Source organism: Microbacterium sp. SL75 (genome assembly GCF_026625865.1).
In the GTDB taxonomy this organism is placed as follows: Bacteria; Actinomycetota; Actinomycetes; order Actinomycetales; family Microbacteriaceae; genus Microbacterium.
Window position 1 is genome coordinate 2,556,499 of sequence record NZ_CP113067.1, and the last position, 18,302, is coordinate 2,574,800.

General features: G+C 70.2%; 27 protein-coding genes. 13 read left to right on the plus strand and 14 right to left on the minus strand.

The features are described from left to right. Positions 1-31 precede the first annotated feature (31 nt). Complete coding sequence (locus OVA17_RS11985; RefSeq protein WP_267786767.1) at positions 32-394, minus strand: DUF2834 domain-containing protein; 363 nt, start codon at positions 392-394, stop codon at positions 32-34. Between the two features lie 52 nt (positions 395-446). On the opposite strand from OVA17_RS11985, the gene OVA17_RS11990 reads away from it, so the two are divergent. The 3 genes from OVA17_RS11990 (at position 447) to OVA17_RS12000 (ending at position 2,496) form a co-directional block, all read left to right on the plus strand. Beyond that, complete coding sequence (locus tag OVA17_RS11990; protein ID WP_267786768.1) at positions 447-788, plus strand: TraR/DksA family transcriptional regulator; 342 nt, start codon at positions 447-449, stop codon at positions 786-788. Between the two features lie 55 nt (positions 789-843). Next, positions 844-1,059 (plus strand): SCO4848 family membrane protein, encoded by a 216-nt coding sequence (locus OVA17_RS11995; RefSeq protein ID WP_210076263.1) that lies wholly within the window; start codon positions 844-846, stop codon positions 1,057-1,059. A 135-nt stretch (positions 1,060-1,194) separates the two neighbouring features. After that, positions 1,195-2,496 carry an MFS transporter gene (locus tag OVA17_RS12000; RefSeq protein ID WP_267786769.1) on the plus strand — a complete coding sequence of 434 codons (1,302 nt, stop codon included), beginning with the start codon at positions 1,195-1,197 and terminating at the stop codon, positions 2,494-2,496. Here the strand turns inward: OVA17_RS12000 and OVA17_RS12005 are convergent. Together OVA17_RS12005 and OVA17_RS12010 are read right to left on the minus strand one after the other, a co-directional pair. Beyond that, positions 2,432-3,163 (minus strand): YidC/Oxa1 family membrane protein insertase, encoded by a 732-nt coding sequence (locus OVA17_RS12005; protein WP_267786770.1) that lies wholly within the window; start codon positions 3,161-3,163, stop codon positions 2,432-2,434. The genes OVA17_RS12000 and OVA17_RS12005 overlap by 65 nt on opposite strands. A gap of 119 nt (positions 3,164-3,282) precedes the next feature. Next, on the minus strand, positions 3,283-3,561 hold the full coding sequence (locus tag OVA17_RS12010) for a DUF6412 domain-containing protein (RefSeq protein ID WP_267786772.1): 279 nt from the start codon (positions 3,559-3,561) through the stop codon (positions 3,283-3,285). Between the two features lie 65 nt (positions 3,562-3,626). On the opposite strand from OVA17_RS12010, the gene OVA17_RS12015 reads away from it, so the two are divergent. Next, positions 3,627-4,136, plus strand: a complete 510-nt coding sequence (locus OVA17_RS12015) for a glycine cleavage system protein R (protein ID WP_267786773.1) — start codon at positions 3,627-3,629, stop codon at positions 4,134-4,136. A gap of 78 nt (positions 4,137-4,214) precedes the next feature. Here OVA17_RS12015 and OVA17_RS12020 read toward each other — a convergent pair whose 3' ends face one another. After that, on the minus strand, positions 4,215-4,598 hold the full coding sequence (locus OVA17_RS12020) for a DUF3054 domain-containing protein (protein ID WP_267786774.1): 384 nt from the start codon (positions 4,596-4,598) through the stop codon (positions 4,215-4,217). A 111-nt stretch (positions 4,599-4,709) separates the two neighbouring features. Between OVA17_RS12020 and OVA17_RS12025 the strand changes: the two genes are divergently transcribed. Further along, positions 4,710-5,147, plus strand: a complete 438-nt coding sequence (locus OVA17_RS12025; protein ID WP_267786776.1) for a VanZ family protein — start codon at positions 4,710-4,712, stop codon at positions 5,145-5,147. A gap of 8 nt (positions 5,148-5,155) precedes the next feature. Here the strand turns inward: OVA17_RS12025 and OVA17_RS12030 are convergent, their stop codons facing one another. Both OVA17_RS12030 and OVA17_RS12035 read right to left on the minus strand, forming a co-directional pair. Then, the gene (locus OVA17_RS12030; protein ID WP_267786778.1) at positions 5,156-6,232 is read right to left on the minus strand and encodes a sensor histidine kinase; all 1,077 of its coding nucleotides are present in this window, start codon (positions 6,230-6,232) and stop codon (positions 5,156-5,158) included. Next, the gene (locus OVA17_RS12035) at positions 6,225-6,893 is read right to left on the minus strand and encodes a response regulator transcription factor (protein ID WP_267786779.1); all 669 of its coding nucleotides are present in this window, start codon (positions 6,891-6,893) and stop codon (positions 6,225-6,227) included. The genes OVA17_RS12030 and OVA17_RS12035 overlap by 8 nt, the downstream gene beginning before the upstream one ends. Before the next feature lie 107 nt (positions 6,894-7,000). Here OVA17_RS12035 and OVA17_RS12040 point away from each other — a divergent pair, with 107 nt between their 5' ends. After that, a complete protein-coding gene (locus OVA17_RS12040) occupies positions 7,001-7,504 on the plus strand; it encodes a metallophosphoesterase family protein (RefSeq protein WP_267786780.1) in 504 nt (167 codons plus the stop codon). A 78-nt stretch (positions 7,505-7,582) separates the two neighbouring features. Beyond that, positions 7,583-8,188: a M15 family metallopeptidase gene (locus OVA17_RS12045; RefSeq protein WP_267786781.1), complete on the plus strand. Its 606-nt coding sequence runs from the start codon at positions 7,583-7,585 to the stop codon at positions 8,186-8,188. A gap of 47 nt (positions 8,189-8,235) precedes the next feature. Here the strand turns inward: OVA17_RS12045 and OVA17_RS12050 are convergent, their stop codons facing one another. From OVA17_RS12050 to OVA17_RS12060, 3 genes are all read right to left on the minus strand, one after another. Next, positions 8,236-9,420 (minus strand): fatty acid desaturase family protein, encoded by a 1,185-nt coding sequence (locus OVA17_RS12050; protein ID WP_420712420.1) that lies wholly within the window; start codon positions 9,418-9,420, stop codon positions 8,236-8,238. Positions 9,421-9,570: 150 nt separating this feature from the next. Further along, complete coding sequence (locus OVA17_RS12055; protein ID WP_013583139.1) at positions 9,571-9,774, minus strand: cold-shock protein; 204 nt, start codon at positions 9,772-9,774, stop codon at positions 9,571-9,573. Between the two features lie 12 nt (positions 9,775-9,786). Beyond that, positions 9,787-10,074 carry a hypothetical protein gene (locus OVA17_RS12060; protein ID WP_103210781.1) on the minus strand — a complete coding sequence of 96 codons (288 nt, stop codon included), beginning with the start codon at positions 10,072-10,074 and terminating at the stop codon, positions 9,787-9,789. Positions 10,075-10,304: 230 nt separating this feature from the next. Here OVA17_RS12060 and OVA17_RS12065 point away from each other — a divergent pair, with 230 nt between their 5' ends. Together OVA17_RS12065 and OVA17_RS12070 are read left to right on the plus strand one after the other, a co-directional pair. Then, entirely contained in the window at positions 10,305-10,655 is a 351-nt protein-coding gene (locus OVA17_RS12065; RefSeq protein WP_210076241.1) for a biopolymer transporter Tol, read from the plus strand. Between the two features lie 50 nt (positions 10,656-10,705). Next, a complete protein-coding gene (locus OVA17_RS12070) occupies positions 10,706-11,197 on the plus strand; it encodes a pyridoxamine 5'-phosphate oxidase family protein (protein ID WP_210076239.1) in 492 nt (163 codons plus the stop codon). A gap of 49 nt (positions 11,198-11,246) precedes the next feature. Here OVA17_RS12070 and OVA17_RS12075 read toward each other — a convergent pair whose 3' ends face one another. Continuing rightward, positions 11,247-11,378 carry a hypothetical protein gene (locus OVA17_RS12075; protein ID WP_267786789.1) on the minus strand — a complete coding sequence of 44 codons (132 nt, stop codon included), beginning with the start codon at positions 11,376-11,378 and terminating at the stop codon, positions 11,247-11,249. Positions 11,379-11,490: 112 nt separating this feature from the next. On the opposite strand from OVA17_RS12075, the gene OVA17_RS12080 reads away from it, so the two are divergent. After that, positions 11,491-11,646: a DUF2256 domain-containing protein gene (locus OVA17_RS12080; RefSeq protein ID WP_150951372.1), complete on the plus strand. Its 156-nt coding sequence runs from the start codon at positions 11,491-11,493 to the stop codon at positions 11,644-11,646. Next, on the plus strand, positions 11,643-13,106 hold the full coding sequence (locus OVA17_RS12085; RefSeq protein ID WP_267786792.1) for a cryptochrome/photolyase family protein: 1,464 nt from the start codon (positions 11,643-11,645) through the stop codon (positions 13,104-13,106). The genes OVA17_RS12080 and OVA17_RS12085 overlap by 4 nt, the downstream gene beginning before the upstream one ends. Before the next feature lie 84 nt (positions 13,107-13,190). Here OVA17_RS12085 and OVA17_RS12090 read toward each other — a convergent pair whose 3' ends face one another. Further along, positions 13,191-13,406 carry a DUF2945 domain-containing protein gene (locus OVA17_RS12090; RefSeq protein ID WP_210076235.1) on the minus strand — a complete coding sequence of 72 codons (216 nt, stop codon included), beginning with the start codon at positions 13,404-13,406 and terminating at the stop codon, positions 13,191-13,193. 182 nt (positions 13,407-13,588) lie between these two features. Here OVA17_RS12090 and OVA17_RS12095 point away from each other — a divergent pair, with 182 nt between their 5' ends. Beyond that, the gene (locus OVA17_RS12095; RefSeq protein WP_267786794.1) at positions 13,589-15,118 is read left to right on the plus strand and encodes a catalase; all 1,530 of its coding nucleotides are present in this window, start codon (positions 13,589-13,591) and stop codon (positions 15,116-15,118) included. A gap of 170 nt (positions 15,119-15,288) precedes the next feature. On the opposite strand, the gene OVA17_RS12100 is transcribed toward OVA17_RS12095, so the two are convergent. Genes OVA17_RS12100 through OVA17_RS12110 form a run of 3 tightly spaced genes read right to left on the minus strand, consistent with a single transcriptional unit; the run spans position 15,289 to position 17,452 of the window. Continuing rightward, entirely contained in the window at positions 15,289-15,864 is a 576-nt protein-coding gene (locus tag OVA17_RS12100) for a hypothetical protein (RefSeq protein ID WP_267786795.1), read from the minus strand. An 8-nt stretch (positions 15,865-15,872) separates the two neighbouring features. Continuing rightward, positions 15,873-16,706, minus strand: coding sequence for an endonuclease/exonuclease/phosphatase family protein (locus OVA17_RS12105; RefSeq protein WP_267786797.1), 834 nt, complete (start codon positions 16,704-16,706; stop codon positions 15,873-15,875). Beyond that, positions 16,703-17,452 (minus strand): glycosyltransferase family 2 protein, encoded by a 750-nt coding sequence (locus tag OVA17_RS12110; RefSeq protein ID WP_267786798.1) that lies wholly within the window; start codon positions 17,450-17,452, stop codon positions 16,703-16,705. Before OVA17_RS12110 ends, OVA17_RS12105 begins: the two co-directional genes overlap by 4 nt. Before the next feature lie 111 nt (positions 17,453-17,563). On the opposite strand from OVA17_RS12110, the gene OVA17_RS12115 reads away from it, so the two are divergent. Continuing rightward, complete coding sequence (locus tag OVA17_RS12115) at positions 17,564-18,301, plus strand: sulfurtransferase (protein ID WP_267786799.1); 738 nt, start codon at positions 17,564-17,566, stop codon at positions 18,299-18,301. Position 18,302: the final 1 nt, after the last annotated feature.

Here is an 18,302-nt window from a genome sequence, read left to right on the forward strand (position 1 = left end):
CCGCGGCAGCTGGCCCGGGGTCCGGTGCGCCTCACGACGGGCGTGCCGGGCCCTCGGCCGCGAGGGCGGTGATCCGGCGCTGGCGCATCGCGAGGAACAGGGGGAAGGTGAACGCGAAAGCGGTCACCCCCGAGAGCACCACGTAGAGCCAGGTGAAGCGCATACCGAGCCGTCGCCCCTCGACGATGATGAAGATGCTCCCCGCGACCGCCACGACCAGCAGATCGACGGTGATCGACGAGACCGCCGGCCCGCTCGAGACGAGGTCGCCGATGAAGTCGCGCATCTGCACGATCGCGAAGGCGTTGAAGGTCCAGGTGCCCGCGAGGCCGGCCAGGGCCAGCACGAGGAAGGCCACGGCGGTGGGGGTCCAGTGTCGTCGGAGTGCGGTCATAGACAGATCTTTCCGCAGCCTCGGTGTCGGTGGTGAGGGCTAGCGTCGAAGCATGGATGCCAGGACCGCGACGCGCATGCTCGACGAACGCGAGCGCGAGGTGGAGCACCGTCTGTCGCGCTTGCTCGACGACGAGGCGAGCCTGCGCCACGATCGCGCCGACGCGACCGCCGACGACGAGCACGATCCCGAGGGCTCGACGTTGTCGGGGGAGTGGGCCCAGGTCGATGCCTTGCGGCGGGGCGCCGAAGCGGAGCACGGCGAGATCGCCGCGGCGCGCCAGCGGGTGGCTTCCGGCACCTTCGGCGTGTGCGAGAACTGCGGGCGGCCGATCGCCGACGCTCGTCTCGAGGTGCTGCCCTTCGCGCGGCGCTGCATCTCGTGCGCGGCCTGATCCGCGGCGGCGGCGGTCGACGTGTCAGGTGAGCCGCGGCGCCTAGGCTCGAAGCATGGAACCCGTCCTCATCGCGCTGCTGTTCGCCAACGCCGTCTTCAACGTCGTCGTCTGGCCGCGTTTCTTCGTGCGCGTGGCGAAAGACCCCCGCGCGAAGAACGCCGCGGGCAAGGCCACGCCGTTCCTCATCGTGCACGCGGTGCTGATCGGGCTCGCCCTCGTGCTGGCGGCGGCCTCGGTCATCGCCGCGGTCGCCGCCCTCGTCGGCTGATCTCGCGCACCCAGGTGCCCGGGAGGCGCCCGCGGTAGCATGGGGACGCGGGATCCCCCCGCCGCACTCTGTGCAACTACCTACCGGTCCGGCAAGGCGGCACGTTCCATCGCCCCCTCCCTGGAGACCCGCGTCATGACAGCGCCCGCCGTCGAGGATCGGCCCCTCGTCCATCACACCGGCTTCTGGTACTTCCCGATCGCTTTCGTGGCTCGGCTGCCGTTCGCGATGATGACCGTCGGCGTCCTCGCCCTCGTCGTCGCGACGCGCGGGTCCGTCGCCCTCGGCGGGTTGACGTCCGCGGCGGTGGGTCTCGGCGTCGTGGTCGCCGGTCCCGTGCTCGGCGATCTCGCCGACCGCTACGGGCAGCGGCGGGTGCTCGTGCCGGTGGGCCTGGCCAACGGCATCCTGCTGGCGATCTTCCCCCTCGTGGTGGAGTACGCGACGTCGGACGCCCTGCTGCTGGGAGCAGCCGCGGTGATCGGCATGACCGGCCCGCAGACCGCGGCCATGTCGCGCAGCCGTGTGATGGCGCTAATCGGTCTGCGGGTGCATCCCGAGCGGCGGGACCGCACGTTCTCTCGGGCCATGGCCTACGAGTCGGCGGCCGATGAGACGGCGTTCGTCATCGGTCCCTTCGTGGTCGGTGTACTGGCGGCGTTGGTCGCTGCCTGGGCTCCCATCGTCGGGGCCGCGATCCTCAGCTTCGTCTTCGTGACCGCCTTCGCCCTCCACCCCACCGGCCGCGCCGTGCCCGAACGCTCAGAGCACACCGCGATGGCGCCGCTGCGCGAGGTGCTGCATCCGCGCATGCTCGTGCTCGTGGCCGCCGTGTTCGGCGTCGGGCTGTTCTTCGGCTCGACCCTCACCTCGCTGACGGCGTTCATGGAGGCACAGGGGGCGCCCGAGGCGGGCGCGCTGCTGTACGGGGTGATGGGTGTGGGGTCGGCGGTGCTGGCCCTCGCCGTCGCCCTCGTGCCCGAGCGTTTCCCGCTGCGCTGGCGCCTCGTGCTGTTCGCCAGTGTGCTGACCGCGTCCGCCGGGGCCTATACGGTCGGTGGATCCGTGACGACCGTCACCCTGGTGCTGTGCCTCATGGGCATCGGCGTCGGCCCGGCGCTCGTGACGCTCTTCAGCCTTGCCGGACACCGCGCACCGCGCGGCCGCACGGCTTCGACGATGACCATCCTCGCCTCGGCCCTGACCCTCGCGCAGGCGCTGTCGTCAGCCGTGACCGGGGCGGTGGCCGAGAACGTCTCCGTCTCCACCGCGATGCTCTTGCCCGCGGGGGCGGCCCTTCTCGTGCTCGCCATGGCGGCGGTGAACGCCTCGGCCGCACCGAGGTGGGACCGGGCGTTCGCCGCGGCGGGACTCAGCGCGGCAGCGGGTAGCGCCGCCGCAGCAGCAGGCGCTGGACCAACGTCCACGCGGTCGTGACGGTGAGGTAGAGCCCCGCCGCGAGGGGGGCGAACAGCGCGACCACGGCCGTCGTGAACGGCAGGACGCCGAGCATCCCCGTCGTCCACGCGGGCGCCGACGGATCGACCGAGGGTCGCAGGAGTCGACGTGTGAGTTCGGCCACCCCGGCGATCACGGCGACGAGCACCGCGAAGACGGCGAGGGTGCCGGCATCCGTCGTCCCCGCCGACAGGGCTCCGACGAGGCTCCGGCCGAGCGGAACGCCGAAGACGTCGTGCGCGAGCAGCGTGTTGACGTGTCCGCCGACCTGCGGGTGCAGGAACACCGCGTAGAGCAGTCCGACGACGGGTGCCTGGGCCAGCACGGGAAGGCAGCCCGCGAAGGGGGAGGCGCCTTCGTCGCGGTACAGCTGCATCGTCTCGCGCTGGAGACGCTCGGGATCCTTACGCCACCGCTCCTGCAGCGCACGAAGTCGCGGGGCGAGGCGTGCACGCGTCTGCTCGGCGCGCGCCTGCGACACTCCCACGGGGATCAACAGGACCCTTACCGCGAGCGTCACGACGACGACGGCGAGGGCGGCGGAGAGACCGCCGGCGAGGGGGTCGAAGAACGACGTGAGGGCGAGGAGGGCGCGAGTAGTCAGGTCGAGCAGCAGTGCGAGGGGCGGAAAGGCGAAGAGGTCCACGGGGCATCCCATCAGAGCGAGCGATCACGGACTGATCGGTCGCCCAGCGCGCGGAGATCACGCGAGCGACCGGCGTCGCGGCCTCGCTGCGGACCGTCGTCAGGCGATGGGGCAGGTGGCTACGCGACGCGGGCCGCGAACCCCGGAGCTCGGGGCCGCGGATGACCCGCGGCGTCGGGATCGCTCTGGGCGAGGGATGCCGAGGGGTCGATCGGACGCGCGGACGGGGGCGGCGTGGCGGCGACGAGGGCCGGAGCGACGACGAGCACGACGACCGCGGTCAGCACGACGGCCGCGGCGAGGGCCACCGCCAGCAGGGGTGCGCCGCCGCCGGGGGTCAGCGCCAGCTCGGCGGTGGCCAGGAGCAGGTTGAGGGCGGCGATCAGCGATGCGATCACGTGCTCACCCCCCCCCCGTGGTTGAACATCTACGGTAGCAGCGCGCGTGTCGCTACGCTGTCGCCATGACCACCCTCGTCCTCACCGTCGTCGGCGACGATCGCGCGGGCCTCGTGTCCGCGGTCGCCGACATCGTCGACGCCCACGGCGGCAACTGGGAGAACAGCGAGCTCGCCGAACTCGCCGGCGCGTTCGCCGGGATCATCGAGGTCTCGGTGGCCTCCGACCGCGCCGATGCCGTGCGCGCCGCGCTCGAAGGCCTCGCAGGCACGCTCACCGTGACCGTCCACGCGGGAGCGGGGTCGGCCGAGACCACGGGCCGCACGGTCACCTTCGACGTCGTCGGCAACGACCGCCCCGGCATCGTGCGCGAGCTGTCGGCCGCGCTCGGCGCCCACGGGGCGAGTATCGAGCGCATGTCGACGCAGACCACGGATGCCGCGATGGCGGGCGGACGCCTGTTCGAGGCCTCCATCACCGCGACGGTGGCGGCCGACGTCGCCGTCGACGACCTCGTCGCACAGCTCGAGCGTCTCGCGACCGAGATCCAGGTCGACGTGACCCTCGCGGACTGACCGGCCGGCTCACGACCCGCCGTCACCGGCAGCGGGGCGCCGGTCGTCCACCGCTCTCGCTCCGGGTACGACCCGGCCTCACGCCCGTCGCGACCGCGATGCGAGGCGGGCGATCCCGCGCCACCCCAGCAACATGACGGCGAGGGTGATCGTGGCGACGACGACGAACGCCACCGCGACCCCTTGACCGCTGAGCGCGCGAAGCACCATGCCCAGCGCGACGGTGATCGCCCACACGGGCAGCCCCGTCTTCGCGATGGCGGCGGGTCGACGCCAGGCGCGCGTCACGAGCCAGCCGACCAGCAACGCGACCACGAACGGCCAGGCTGTGGTGGCGAGTCCCGAACCGGCGGGGCCCAGCACGTCGCCGTCGTGGGTCGCCCGCCCGATCGCGGCGAAGACGACGACGAGGACGAGGTCGATGACGAGGGCGAGCACGGGGAAACGGCGCGAAGAGGACACGCTCCCATTGTCCCGCCGTGGCGCGAGCGTATCGTCCGCGTATCCCGGAGCCGAGACATCGGGGCAACACCTCGCAGGCTGGGATGGGATCTCCCGATCCTGGAGGTCCGCGTGTCCGATCGTCCCGTCTTCACTTCCGCTCGCGTGCTGTCGGCGGGGGCCGTGCTCGCGGCGGTGGGGGTGCTCACCCTCGCGCCCCGCGCGATCGCGTGGCCGGCCCGCACCGTCGTCCTCGACGCCCTCGACCACCTTCCGTCGTCGTGGCGCGCGCTGATGTTCGGCGCTGGTGCCGACGTCGCCCTCAACATCGCGTTCTTCGTCCCCCTCGGGGCGGCGCTCGCGCTGCTTCTGCCGTTGCGGTGGTCGCCGGCATCCGTTCTGCTGTGCGCTCTCGTCTCGCTCGCGGTCGAGACGCTGCAGGCGGGGATCCCCGGTCGGGTTCCGGATGCCGAGGATGTCCTGTCGAACACGATCGGCGCCGCGATCGGGACGGTCCTCGTCGTCGCGATGAGAGCTGCCGCCCGGGGCGGGCACGCGGCTCGACGCTGAGCTCGTCGTCAGCGGGGCAGCCGGAGGCGGGCGTGGAGGCCGCCGCCGTCGCGGGGCCACAGCTCGAGGCGGCCACGGTGCGCGCGAGCGATCGAGGCGACGATCGCGAGTCCGAGGCCCGTGCCGTCGGCGCGCCCGCGCGTACGGCCGACCGCGCGCACGAAAGGTTCGGGGAGCGTGGCGACGAGCTCGTGCGAGAGCGTGTCGCCGCTGTTGACGACGTCGACGACCACCTCGTCGACCTCGCCGCTCACCGCGACGCGCACCCAGCCGCCCGCCACGTTGTGCACGAGCGCGTTGCGGACCAGGTTCGTCACGGCCTGGTGCACGAGCGTCTCGTCGATCCGCGCCACCCCGCCCGAGGCGCCGAGTATCGCCAGGTCGAGACCCCGGGTGTCGCCCTCGGCCTCCGCCACCACGGTCGCGACGAGATCGTCGACTCCCGTCGGTTCGAGCGAGAGCGCGTCCTCGCGTGTCGACCGGGCGAGGGCGAGCATCGCCTCGATCAGACGGATCGCGCGCTCGTTCGTGAGCTCGAGGCGGTGCAGCAGCTGGTCCACGTCTACGCCGGCGGGATTGACCCGGGCCACTTCGAGCAGCGTTCGCATCGTGGCGTGCGGTGTTCGAAGCTCGTGAGAGGCATTCGCGGCGAAGCGCCTCTGCTCGTCCAGGGTCTCTTCGACCCGCGCGAGCATCGCGTCGAAGGTGTCGGCGAGGTCCGTCAGCTCGTCACGACGCCCCGGCAACTCGACGCGGTGCGCGAGGTCGCCGTCCCGCGCCGCGCGGGCGGCATCCGCGATCCGGTGCAGCGGACGCAGCATGATCCCCGACACGATCCAGCCGCCGCCGAGGCCGAGGACCGCCAGCGCGAGCACGGCGTACCACGCGTAGCGGACGAAGACCTCGGTGAGGTCGCCGCGACCCGGCGTGAACAGACCGCTCTGGGAGTACAGGTTGCCCTCGGGGAGGAAGCGCAGCACGAGGAACCCCACCACGAAGACAGCGATCCCCACGATCACGACGAAGCCCGCGTAGCTCAGGGTGAGCTTGAGTCGTACCGAGAGCCCGGGGGCACGCTCACGCATCGACCGGACCCATGCGGTAGCCGACACCCGCGACCGTCTGGATGAGCCACGGCTCGCCCAGGCGTTTGCGCAGCGTCGAGATCGTGATGCGCACGGCATTGGTGAACGGATCCGCGTTCTCGTCCCATGCGCGCTCGAGCAGGTCCTCGGCGCTGACCACGCCGCCGCCGGCGCCCATGAGGACCTGGAGCACCGCGAACTGCTTGCGGGTCAGCGAGACGTAGCGCCCGTCGCGATAGACCTCGCGGCGGAAGGGGTCGAGGCGGATGCCGTGCTGCTCGAGCACCGGCGGGAGCGAGGCCGCGGGACGACGGGCGAGGGCGTGCAGGCGCATCACCAGCTCGCGCAAAACGAACGGTTTCGTCAGGTAGTCGTCGGCACCGCTCTCGAAGCCGCTGGCCTTGTCGTCGAGCCGGTCTGCGGCCGTGAGCATGAGCACGCGCGGAGCCGCAGGCTGTGCGCTCAGGTGGCGTGCGATCTCATCGCCGTTCGGACCGGGGATGTCGCGATCGAGCACCACCACGTCGTAGGCGGTGTAGCCGAGGACCTCGAGGGCGGCGTCGCCGTCGCTGGCGATGTCGGCCGCGATCGCCTCGAGACGGAGGCCGTCGCGGATGGCCTCGGCGAGAAAGGGTTCGTCCTCGACGATCAGCACGCGCATCCCGTCATCGTAGGTGCGGGGGCGTATCGCCGACGTATGCGCGAGCCGGAGCCCGGAGTGGGAGTCGTTCCCGCCCCCGACAACCTCGGCCTCGATAGCGTGGGGGCATGGCGACCCGACTGCTCATCGTGGCCGATACGCACGTTCCCCGGAGGGCGCGCGTGCTTCCCGCGGCGGTGCGCGAAGCGGCATCCGGCGTCGATCTCATCGTGCACGCGGGTGACTGGGTGAGCGCGAGCGTGCTCGACGAACTCGAGACGCTCGGCCCCGTGCTGGGTGTGTGGGGCAACAACGACGGCGACGACCTGCGTTCGCGCCTGCCCGAGATCGCGCGCGCCGAGATCGACGGGGTGCGGGTCGCCGTCGTGCACGAGACCGGGGCGTCGCTCGGGCGCGAGAAGCGGATGGATGCCGCATTCCCCGACGCCGACCTGCTCGTGTTCGGGCACAGCCACATCCCGTGGGATACCGTCACCCCGAACGGCCTTCGCCTTCTCAACCCGGGCTCGCCCACCGACCGCCGCCGTCAGCCCGCGTGCACCCTCATGACCGCGACCCTCTCTGCCGGCGAGATCCGCGACGTGGTGCTGCACGAGGTCTCACGCGACTGAGCTATCGACTCTGGCGTATCGCCGTCGTATGGTCCCCGCCATACGGCCCGGCAACGCGGGCCCGGCTCGAATGGGGGCATGGCATCTTCGGCATCCCGCACTCGATCCCCCTCTCGCGGCCGTATCGCATTCGTCGCGGTCGCGGTCGGTCTCGCCGTCGTCCTCACCGCGGTCGCGGCAGTGCTCGCGATGACCACGGCGTCGTCGTTGTCGGCGGGGCTGAGCGCGCACGCGCCGTTCTCGCCGACCGAGGCCGAGGGGATGATCCCCGCCGAGGCGCCGCTGACGGTCTACGACGATCAGCACCCCGCGATGACCGGGCTCGATGGTGAGCTGCGCGATGCTCTGCGCGCGGCCCAGCGGGCCGCTGAGGTCGACGGGATCGTCTTCGACGTCACCAGCGGGTGGCGCAGCGCCGACTACCAGCGGTGGCTGCTGGGGGATGCGATCCGCACCTACGGCTCCGAAGCGATCGCGCGACAGTACGTCGCCTCGCCCGAGGGGTCGAGCCACGTCACCGGTCACGCCGTCGACATCGGCTCGCTCGACGCGCAGCTGTGGATCATCGATCACGGACGCGAGTGGGGTCTGTGCCAGACCTACGCCAACGAGCGGTGGCACTTCGAGAGGGCGACAGACGCCGGAGGAGAATGCCCCGCGCCGATGGCGGACGCGCGCGGGTGAACGACGACGGCGCCGCCCCGGAGGGGACGGCGCCGTCATCGGGATGCCTACTCGACGTTGAGCTGACGCGTCGGAGAGGTCAGCGGGCAGTCGAAGGGGTCGCGGGCGGCGAGGCCGACCCGGTTGAGGTACGCGATGACGATGCCGTACGACTGCAACAGCGTGGTCTCGACGTAGGGCACGTTCAGGGTGGCGCAGTGTTCGCGCACGATGACACGGGCCTTGCTGAGGTGCGTTCGCGGCATGTTCGGGAACAGGTGGTGCTCGATCTGGTAGTTCAGACCACCCATGAGCCACGTGGCCCACCAGCCGCCGGAGATGTTGCGCGAGGTGCGCACCTGCTTGCTGAAGAAGTCGAGCTTCGCGCCGGGCGCGATGATCGGCATGCCCTTGTGGTTGGGGGCGAAGGACGCTCCCATGTAGATGCCGAACACCGCGACCGAGACGCCGAAGAACGCGAAGGCGAGACCGACCGGCAAGAAGATGAAGATCGGCGCGATGAAGAGCGCGTGCCGCAGCGTCAGCAGGGCGATCTCGACCCAGCGCCCCTTGACCTCGCCGCGCGAGAAAAGGTGTCGGAAGGCCAGGACGTACAGGTTGATGCCTTCGAAAGCCAGCAGCGGGAAGAACAGGTAGCCCTGACGCCGGGTGATCCAGCGTTGGATGCCGCGGGCCTTGGCGGCGTCGACGTCGAGGAAAGAGATCGTGTCGATCTCAATGTCGGGGTCTTTGTCCACCCGGTTCGGGTTGGCGTGGTGTCGTGTGTGCTTCGATGCCCACCACGAACGGCTCATGCCCACGATGCCGTTGCCGATGAGCAGGCCCAGGCGGTCGTTGGCGGGGCCCGAGGCGAAGATCTGACGGTGTGCGGCCTCGTGGGCGAGGAATGCGACCTGGGTGAACAGGATGCCGAGGACCGCTGCGACGATCAGCTGGAACCAGCTGTCGCCGAGGAGGATGAAGCCGGTAACGCACCCGGCGAAGCCGAGCACGATGGCGCCGGCGACGACGGAGTAGAACACCGGCGTGCGAACGAGCAGTCCGCTCTCACGGACGACCTGAGACAGCTCTGTGTAGGCCTTGGTGATCGGGGGGAATTCGGTGGTACCGGAGTAGGTCTGACGAACGGGGCCGAGACGGGACTCGACGACGGTGGAGGCTATGTTCTGCTCCTCGGATCGGGAAGGACCGGGGTGGACGGCGGAGCGGCTACTCCGCGCTGAGGCCCACACTACGGCTGGCCGTATGGGCGACTCGGAATACGTCGCGATGCTCAGCGGGCTCTCGGGAAACCGAAACCCAGCGAGCGAAAAGGGGCCGGAAACCGACGAAAGCCGGGTCGTCGCGATGGCGACGAACCCGGCTCTCGAGGTAAGCGGAGCTTAGAGGGGGCGGATGTTCGCCGCCTGCATGCCCTTGGGGCCCTGCTCAGCGTCGAATTCGACCTTCTGTGCTTCCGTGAGCTCCTTGAAGCCGTTGCCCTGGATCGCGCTGAAGTGCGCGAACAGGTCGGCGGAGCCGTCGTCGGGAGCAATGAAGCCGTAGCCCTTTTCGGAGTTGAACCATTTCACGGTGCCAGTGGCCATCGTGTTCTTCCTTTATTCATGTTGGGCCGCAATGCGGCCGTGGGCGCCGCTCCGACGAGTGCGGAGCGGACGGGGACGCCGCGTCACCGTGGTGGTGGCGCGTACGCGGTGCCCGTCGACGGCGGCCTGAGCCGCGTCGACGGACGTGTGGACACCGAGATTTTCGCCGAGGGGGCCCTGGGCTTCGAAGCCCGAGGTTCCCGCGCCGACGAAACCGGCGTAGTCGGATCCGACCGTCGCGACGTACACGTCGAGATCGGCCTGGCGCCACGATAGCGGCGAGGGGTGAAGCAGAGACACAAGAACTTTCCGCGAGTGCGAGGCGAGGACCGAAGCCGTCGAGCGAGGCACGCGATGGTGAGAGGGGGGATTGCTGTCGGAAACGGCTCGGCGCCGTGCGCCCGGCATCTCAGCGATGAGGCGGGCGTCGATGAAGCAAGTCCCAGAACGAATACTGACGAGGCTAGCACGGATGTCCCCTCTGTGCCGGGGAGATTTCGCGACCCCTGTCTGAAGGGTGCACTGGGGTCATGGCATCCGCGGACGAAACCACCGACGACGAGCGTTGGCTCGTGATCGACGGCAGACGATGGCGACGGACCGATCCGCGGCTCCCCGAGGACCTGGCCGTGCGTCTGCGCTCGCATCTCGGGCGGGCGCGATCCGCGGTGCGCACGGCGAAGGGGACCGGCGATGACGACGCCGTCGCCGCCGCGCGCGAGCGCGTGGGAATCGCCAAACGCGGCCTGGGGGAGCGGGGACCGCGCTGGTGGGACGACGAGGTCGACGCGCGTGTGCGCCGCGCCCGCGACGCGCTGGAAGCTCTCGATGCGCTGGCGGCCACCGACAGAGCAGACGGTGCGGCCGACGTCAACGCATAGCGCGGCGTCATCTCGCGCGATTCGCTGAAGGATCGAACCGAAGGAGTCTCATGTCCACCACCGCGTCCGAGCTCGAAACGCTCAACGAACTGCTGAAGAAGTTCCGCTTCGCCATGGTCACCACCCGCGCCGAGGACGGTGCTCTGCACGCGCACCCGCTGACGGTGCAGGAGCGCGAGTCCGATGGCGACCTCTGGTTCATCGTCGGCACGCACGCCTCGGCCGTCCAGCACGTGCGCCGCGAACCGAAGGTGGGTCTGTCGTTCAGCACCGACGGAACCTGGCTGTCGCTGGCGGGCGAGGCCGAGGTGATCGACGACCTCGCCAAGCTCAAGGAGCTGTGGTCGACGAGCGTCGAGGCATGGTTCCCCGACGGCCCCGAGTCGCCGGGGGTGACGCTGCTGAAGGTGTCCGCGCTGACCGGCGAGTACTGGGGTAGCGCGGGGGGACGTCTCGCGACGGCGATCGCCCTGGTCACCTCGAAGGTGACGGGCCAGCGCCCGAAGGGCGGCGAGAACGAGAAGTTCGACCTCACCGACTGAGGACCCATCGAGGAGCCCCGCGCCGGACAGGTGCGGGGCTCCTCGTGCGTCAGCCGCCCGAGGGATTGTCGACCGGGGCGTCGCCGTCGTCGGTCGTGTCGGGGATCGAGGGGGCGTCGGCCGTCTCGAGCTCGTCGGGGTCGTCGGCGGTGTCGTTCGTGCGCTCCGGTGCGGTATCCATGTCGCTAGCGGACCACGTCCGGGCCCGCCGCCGCGCGGGCCTTGCGCAAACCGGGTCGGCGTGCGAGCGCAAGCCCCCGGATGCCGCGGGTGCGCTTTGCGACGATGACGGCATGTCACGACCCGAGGTGCGCTCCAAGCCCTGCGCCTACTGCGGACGCCCGTTCACCGATCGCAAACGGTGGAGCGGCCGTGACCAGTGGGACCAGGTGCTGTACTGCTCGCGCGGCTGCCGGGCGAACGCCGCGAAGCAGAGGCGGCGCGCGTGAAGGCCGCGCTGATCCTCGCGACGCAGCAGTTCGCCGAGCACCCGGCGTACGAGGACGACGAGGTGCAGGAGTTCTTCTTCATCGAGTCGGCACCGCGTTTCGCGAAGCTTCCGTATCACCGTCACAAGATCGTGCTGCTGATCTCGGCGATGCGTCACACGGCTGCCCGACTCGAGGCCGAGGGACGTATCGTTCGGCGGATCACCCTCGACGACGACCTCACCTTCAAGGCCGGTCTCGAGCGCCTGCTGCAGAGACACCGGGTCACCGAGCTGACCTGGATGAGCGACCCGAACCGCCCGGTGGACGATCGCATCGCCCGCATCTGCGCGGATCACGACGTCGAGACCGACGTCCTCTCGGACGCCCTGTTCCTCACTCCCGAAGACGACGTCGACGGGTGGTTCGCCGAGCACCCGACGCCGCTCATGGAGGACTTCTACCACTGGCAGCGTCGGCGTACCGGAATTCTGATGGACGGGGGCAAGCCCGCCGGTCGCCGGTGGAACTTCGACGCCGACAACCGCAAAGCGCTGCCCAAGAAGGGCGTGGAGATCCCGCCCCTGCCGCAGGTCGACCACGACGACATCACACGGGCGGTCATCGCCAAGGTCGACGAACTGTTCCCCGACCACCCGGGGAAGGCGGAGGAGTTCTGGCTGCCGGTCACCCCCGAGGACTCCCGCGACTGGCTCGATGTCTTCGTCGCCGAGCGCCTCCACGACTTCGGTCGGTACGAGGACGCCATGAAGGCCGACGAGCCCTTCCTCTTCCACGCGATCATCTCGCCGATGCTGAACATCGGTCTGCTCACCGTAGAAGAAGTGGTCGCCGCCGCCACACGGACCGATGCCCCCCTGGCATCCGTCGAGGGCTTTCTCCGTCAGGTGATCGGGTGGCGCGAGTACATGCGCGGCATGTACCGAGCCCACCCGAAGCTCGAGCACGTCAACGCGCTGCACCTCGAGAAGCGCATCGAGAAGTACTGGTACACGGCAGAACGGATGCCGCGGGACCTCCCGATCCCCGTGCGCACGGTGCTCGAACGGGTGCACCGCTGGGGCTACGCGCACCACATCGAGCGGCTCATGGTGCTGGGCAACTGGTTCCTGCTGCAGGGGTACGCGCCGCGGCAGGTGAACGCGTGGTTCCTCGCTCTGTTCGTCGATGCCTACGACTGGGTGATGGTCCCCAACGTGATGGGGATGAGCCAGTTCGCCGACGGCGGGTTCGTCGCGACGAAGCCGTACGTCTCGGGCGGGGCCTACCTGCAGAAGATGGGCTCGTGGTGGCCGTCGGCTCAGGACGCCAAGGACTCGGTCTTCACGGACGCCTACTGGGAGTTCCTGGAGCGGCACGAGGACGTGCTGGCCGGCAACCACAGGCTCGGGCTGGCCCTGGCGCAGATGCGCAAGCGGCGGGACGCCCGCGAGGCGGACGGCGGCGGGCCGAACTCTTGAGATATCGGTGGTGGGCCGGGTCCGCGACCGCTGTATCGCGGCGCAGACGCGAGAATTCAGGAGTTCGGCACGCGACGCGCTCGCTCAGCTCTTCAGCTTGTTCAGTGCCGAACCCTTGTGCGCGGCCTTCGAGCCGGACTTCTCCGATTCCACGATGTAGGCCGGTTCGTCGTCGGATGCCGTGAACTTCTGGCCGTCGTGCTGGAAGTCCTTCGTCTTCTTCTCCACGACCTTGCCCTGGGTCTTCCCCTGCGGGGTGTCCCAGCTGACGCGGTCGCCCTTCGACAGATCCTTCGACATGTGCTCGTTCCTCTCGTTCGGTCCCGCCATGCTGTCGAGGTGGGACACCGCTCAGCGGGGGATTGACAGCCTCAGGAGCCCTACGTGGTCGAGACCCATTGCGCAATGCCTCCGCGATGTCGGAGGCCCCGCCTACCGTGGAGGTGGGCCTTTCGTCTTCGGCCCACGACGTGAGGAGAGCCATGACCGAGCCGACCACTGCCAACAACGGAGCCCCCGTCGCCAGCGACGAGCACTCCCAGAGCGTCGGAGCCGACGGCTCGATCGCTCTCACCGACCACTATCTGATCGAGAAGCTGGCGCAGTTCAACCGCGAGCGCGTTCCCGAGCGCGTCGTCCACGCCAAGGGCGGCGGGGCGTTCGGCACGTTCCGCACGACCGGTGACGTGTCGGCCTACACGCGCGCGGCGCTGTTCCAGCCGGGCGTCGAGACAGAGATGCTCGCGCGTTTCTCGTCGGTCGCCGGCGAGCAGGGCAGCCCCGACACCTGGCGCGACCCGCGGGGGTTCTCGCTGAAGTTCTACACGACCGAGGGCAACTACGACCTCGTCGGAAACAACACCCCGGTCTTCTTCGTGAAGGACGGCATCAAGTTCCCCGACTTCATCCGCTCGCAGAAGCGTCTGCCCGGCAGCCACCTGCGCGACAACACCATGCAGTGGGACTTCTGGACGCTCTCTCCCGAGAGCGCGCACCAGGTCACCTGGCTGATGGGCGACCGCGGGATCCCGGCATCCTGGCGCCACATGAACGGCTACGGGTCGCACACGTACCAGTGGATCAATGCCGAGGGCGAGCGGTTCTGGGTGAAGTACCACTTCCACACCGACCTCGGCCACAAGACGCTCACGCAGGACGAAGCCGATCAGATCGCGGGGCAGGACGCCGACTTCCACATCCGCGATCTCTACGCCGCGATCGAGCGGAACGAGTTCCCCACGTGGACGCTCAAGGTGCAGATCATGCCGTACGAGGATGCGAAGACCTACCGCTTCAACCCCTTCGATCTGACCAAGGTGTGGCCGCACAGCGACTACCCCGAGATCGAGGTCGGCACGATGGAGCTGAACCGCAATCCGGGCAACTACTTCGCCGAGATCGAGCAGGCGGCCTTCGAGCCGTCGAACTTCGTACCCGGCATCGACGGCAGCCCCGACAAGATGCTGCAGGCGCGCATCTTCAGCTACGCCGATGCGCACCGCTATCGCGTGGGCACGAACTACCAGCAGCTGCCGGTGAACCGGCCGCACACCGAGGTGCACTCGTACTCGAAGGAAGGCGCCATGCGCTACGAGTACAACCCGCCCGAGGTGCCCGTCTACGCCCCCAACTCGGTCGGCGGCCCTGCGGCCGACCCGCGCCGCGCGGGCGACGGCGGCTGGCAGAGCGACGGCGAGCTCGTGCGCTCGGCGGCGACCCTCCACCCCGAGGATGACGACTGGGGTCAGGCGGGAACGCTCGTGCGCGAGGTCATGTCGGCCGAGGAGCGCGACCGCCTGGTCGAGACGATCACCGGGCACGTCGGCGGTGTGACCCGCGCCGAGGTGCGCGATCGCGCCGTGCAGTACTGGAAGAACGTGGATGCCGAGCTCGGCGCCCGCGTCGAGGCCGGTCTTCCGCCGCTCGAGGGGTCGACCGCTCCGGGCGAGCAGCTCAGCGAGCCCAACCCCGATGGCGACCTCGTCGGACGGGACGTTGCGGGTCGTATCTGAGCGTCGACAGACCGGACCGGCGGCTTCCTTCGGGGGCCGCCGGTCTTCTCGTCCGGCGCGGAGGCCGGCTCCGACGCGGCGATATCGTGCCGAAGCCGCCTCTCACCGGTGGTACGGCGGTCACACGCCTCGGTCGTCCGCGAGACGCCGTCTCGCGTCGCGGCGCGTCCTCACAGCGCGGCGCGATCCGCTCGGGTGAGCGGCAGCCGCGATGCCAGGACGCCGGCGATCAGCGCGCCCGCGCCGCCGGCCATCATGTCGCCGATGGTGTCGTCGTAGGTGACGAAGATCGCGTCGGTGATGAAGCGGTAGCCGAACCACTCGACCATCTCCCAGACGGCGCTGAGCGCGAGGCCCGCGATCGTCGCGACGACGATCGGCGTGCGGCGGCGGCCGGTCGACCCGATCACTCCCGCGTCGTCGAGGAGCACGAGAGCGATCGCGGCGAGAACCCCGGTGCACACCAGGTGCACCACCAGGTCCCAACCCGTCCAGGTGCGGTACAGATCGATGACGTTGCTGCCCGCGGCCACGAACACCGTGACGCACGTGATCAGGTCGAGCCCCGACCGCAGACCGATCATCCGCGAGAGCATGACGGCGGGCAACGACATGGACAGCACGGCGAAGTCCGTGAACGGCAGGGTGAACGACGACGCGAGGACGACGACGATCGCCAGGGCCCGCACGGCGTCGGACAGCCAGTCGGTGAGGCTTCGAGGCGGACGCTTCAGGTTCGCATACATCGCCCGGATCACGGGGTCCCCGGGGGATGGATGCGCACCACGGCCTGCACCGGAAGGTGGTCGCTCGGCCACTGCGTGCCCGTCGGGCGCGGGTCGATCCCCACCGCCCTCACTCCCACGTCGGGGGTTGCCAGCAGAGCGTCGATGCGTCGTGCGCCGATCCTGGGCGCCGCGTAGTTGTTGAAGGTGCCCCACTCGGCGGTGCGGCGGGCGGGGGCGTACGACCACGTGTCGACGAGCAGGCCGTCGGCGAACATGTCCGCGAGCTCGCTCGAGCGCACGTGCGCGTTCACGTCGGCCGTGAACAGCAACGGGTGCTCGCGTCGGGCGACGAGCTCGTGCAGCCAGGTCGCCGATCGGCGCCGGGCCCGGCGCGAGAACGCGTCGAAGTGCGTGTTGACGAAGGTGAACCGGGAGCCGGTGGCGCGGTCGCGCAGCTGCGCGATGACCGCGATGCGCGGGATCGTGTTCCCCCACCCGGTCGAGGCGGGCACCTCGGGCGTATCGGACAGGGCGACCTGCTCCCAATCCTCGACCTCGATGCGCTCGCGGTCGTAGAACAGCGGGGTGCCCTCGCCGTCGCGGCGCGGCCCCCGCCCGAGGCCGATCCGTCCGTAGTCCGAACCGAGCGCGCCCTGCACCCACCGCGCCTGATCGGGCATCGCCTCCTGCGTGCCCAGCAGGTGCGGCTTGTTGGCGCTCAAGAAGGTGCGCAGGCGTTCTTTGCGCATCGGCCACCGGTCGGCGGGCGGCCACGTGATCCGGTCGAAGCGGCGGCGGATGTTGAAGCTCATCACATGCAGCTCGGGCGGCTCGACGTTCGGGAACAGGATGCCGGTCACGAGCGCCCCCGCATGCCCAGACGCATCCACCGGGCCGGGGGGATGTCGGCGGGCCAATGCACGAACACCGTGCCCGCGCCGCGGCGGAAGCATCGCGCGAAGCGGCGGGGTTCGACCGTGCGCGACGAGACCCGCATGTGCGCGCCCGACACCCGCGCGATCCGGTGCCGCCGGCCGAGGTGATAGGCGAGGTCGAGATCGTCGTGCAGCTCGGGGTCGAGGTGCACCTCGCCGCGCACGTCCTCCCACGCGCGACGGCGGAACGCCATGTTCGATCCCCACAGCGGCGTGTGACCCAGGGCCGGGGTGGCGAAGGTGGCGTAGGTGCCGAGGAAGAGCCGCGCCATCGCCACCCGTCCTCGCGCGGGGCCGTCGTGGAACACGGCGCCGCCGGTCACGGCATCCACTGTCGTGTCCCTCAGCGCCTCGACCATGCTCTCCACCCACGTCGGGGTGGGGATGCTGTCGGCATCCAGGCGCAGGATGAGTTCGCCCCGCGCCGCGTCGTAGCCCGCCGCGGCTGCGGCGGGGATCCCGCGCTCGCCGCAGAACACCACCCGCGCGCCCGCGGCTCGGGCGATGTCGGCGCTGTCGTCGGTCGAGGCGTTGTCGACGACGACGACCTCGTCCGGCGCGAGCGTCTGCGCGGCGAGGGCGCGCAGGCAGCGCCACAGGTGGGCGCCGTCGTCGCGGCAGGGAATGACGACGGAGACGGTGACGGCCGACGCAACGGGGCCTTGAGGCACGCTTCCTCCCGGGGACGAGTGCTTCCACGCTAGGCGATGCGCGATCGGAGCCTCCCGGCTTGACGACCGCGCCGTCGGCCGACAGCGCGCACCTTTCGTATCGTGGATGCCATGGCATCCGTCCTCAACGTCTCGGCGTATCTGTTCACGCGCATCGATCATCCGGCGTCCCTGCGCACGGTCCTTCGCGAGCGCGCGAGCGAGGCGGGGCTGCGCGGAACGATCCTGCTGGCGGAGGAGGGCATCAACCTGTTCCTCGCGGGCGATGGCGACGCGGTGCGCGGGTTCCTCGACGAGGTGCGCTGCGACGAGCGGTTCGCGGCCCTGAGAGCCAAAGAGAGCTGGTCGGACGAGGTGCCCTTCGGCAAGCTCCTCGTGAAGGTCAAGCGCGAGATCATCCGCATGGACCGGCCCGAGGTCCGCCCGCAGGACGGAAGGGCTCCCGTCGTCACCCCCGCCACTCTGCGCCGCTGGCTCGACCGGGGCGCCGACGACGAGGGTCGCGAGGTCGTGCTCGTCGACACGCGCAACGCGTTCGAGGTCGACTACGGCACGTTCGCCGGTGCGAAGGACTGGCGCATCGACCGCTTCACCCAGTTCCCGGATGCCGCGGACTCGCACCGCGACGAACTCGAGGGCAAGACCGTGGTGAGCTTCTGCACCGGCGGGATCCGCTGCGAGAAGGCCGCGCTGCATCTGCGGGCCGAGGGGCTCGAGGCCTACCAGCTCGAGGGCGGGATCCTCGGGTGGTTCGAGGCCCAGGGCGCCGCGCACTGGAACGGCGACTGCTTCGTCTTCGACGAGCGCGAGGCCCTCGACCCCGCCCTCTCCGCCCGGGTCGTGGCCTGAC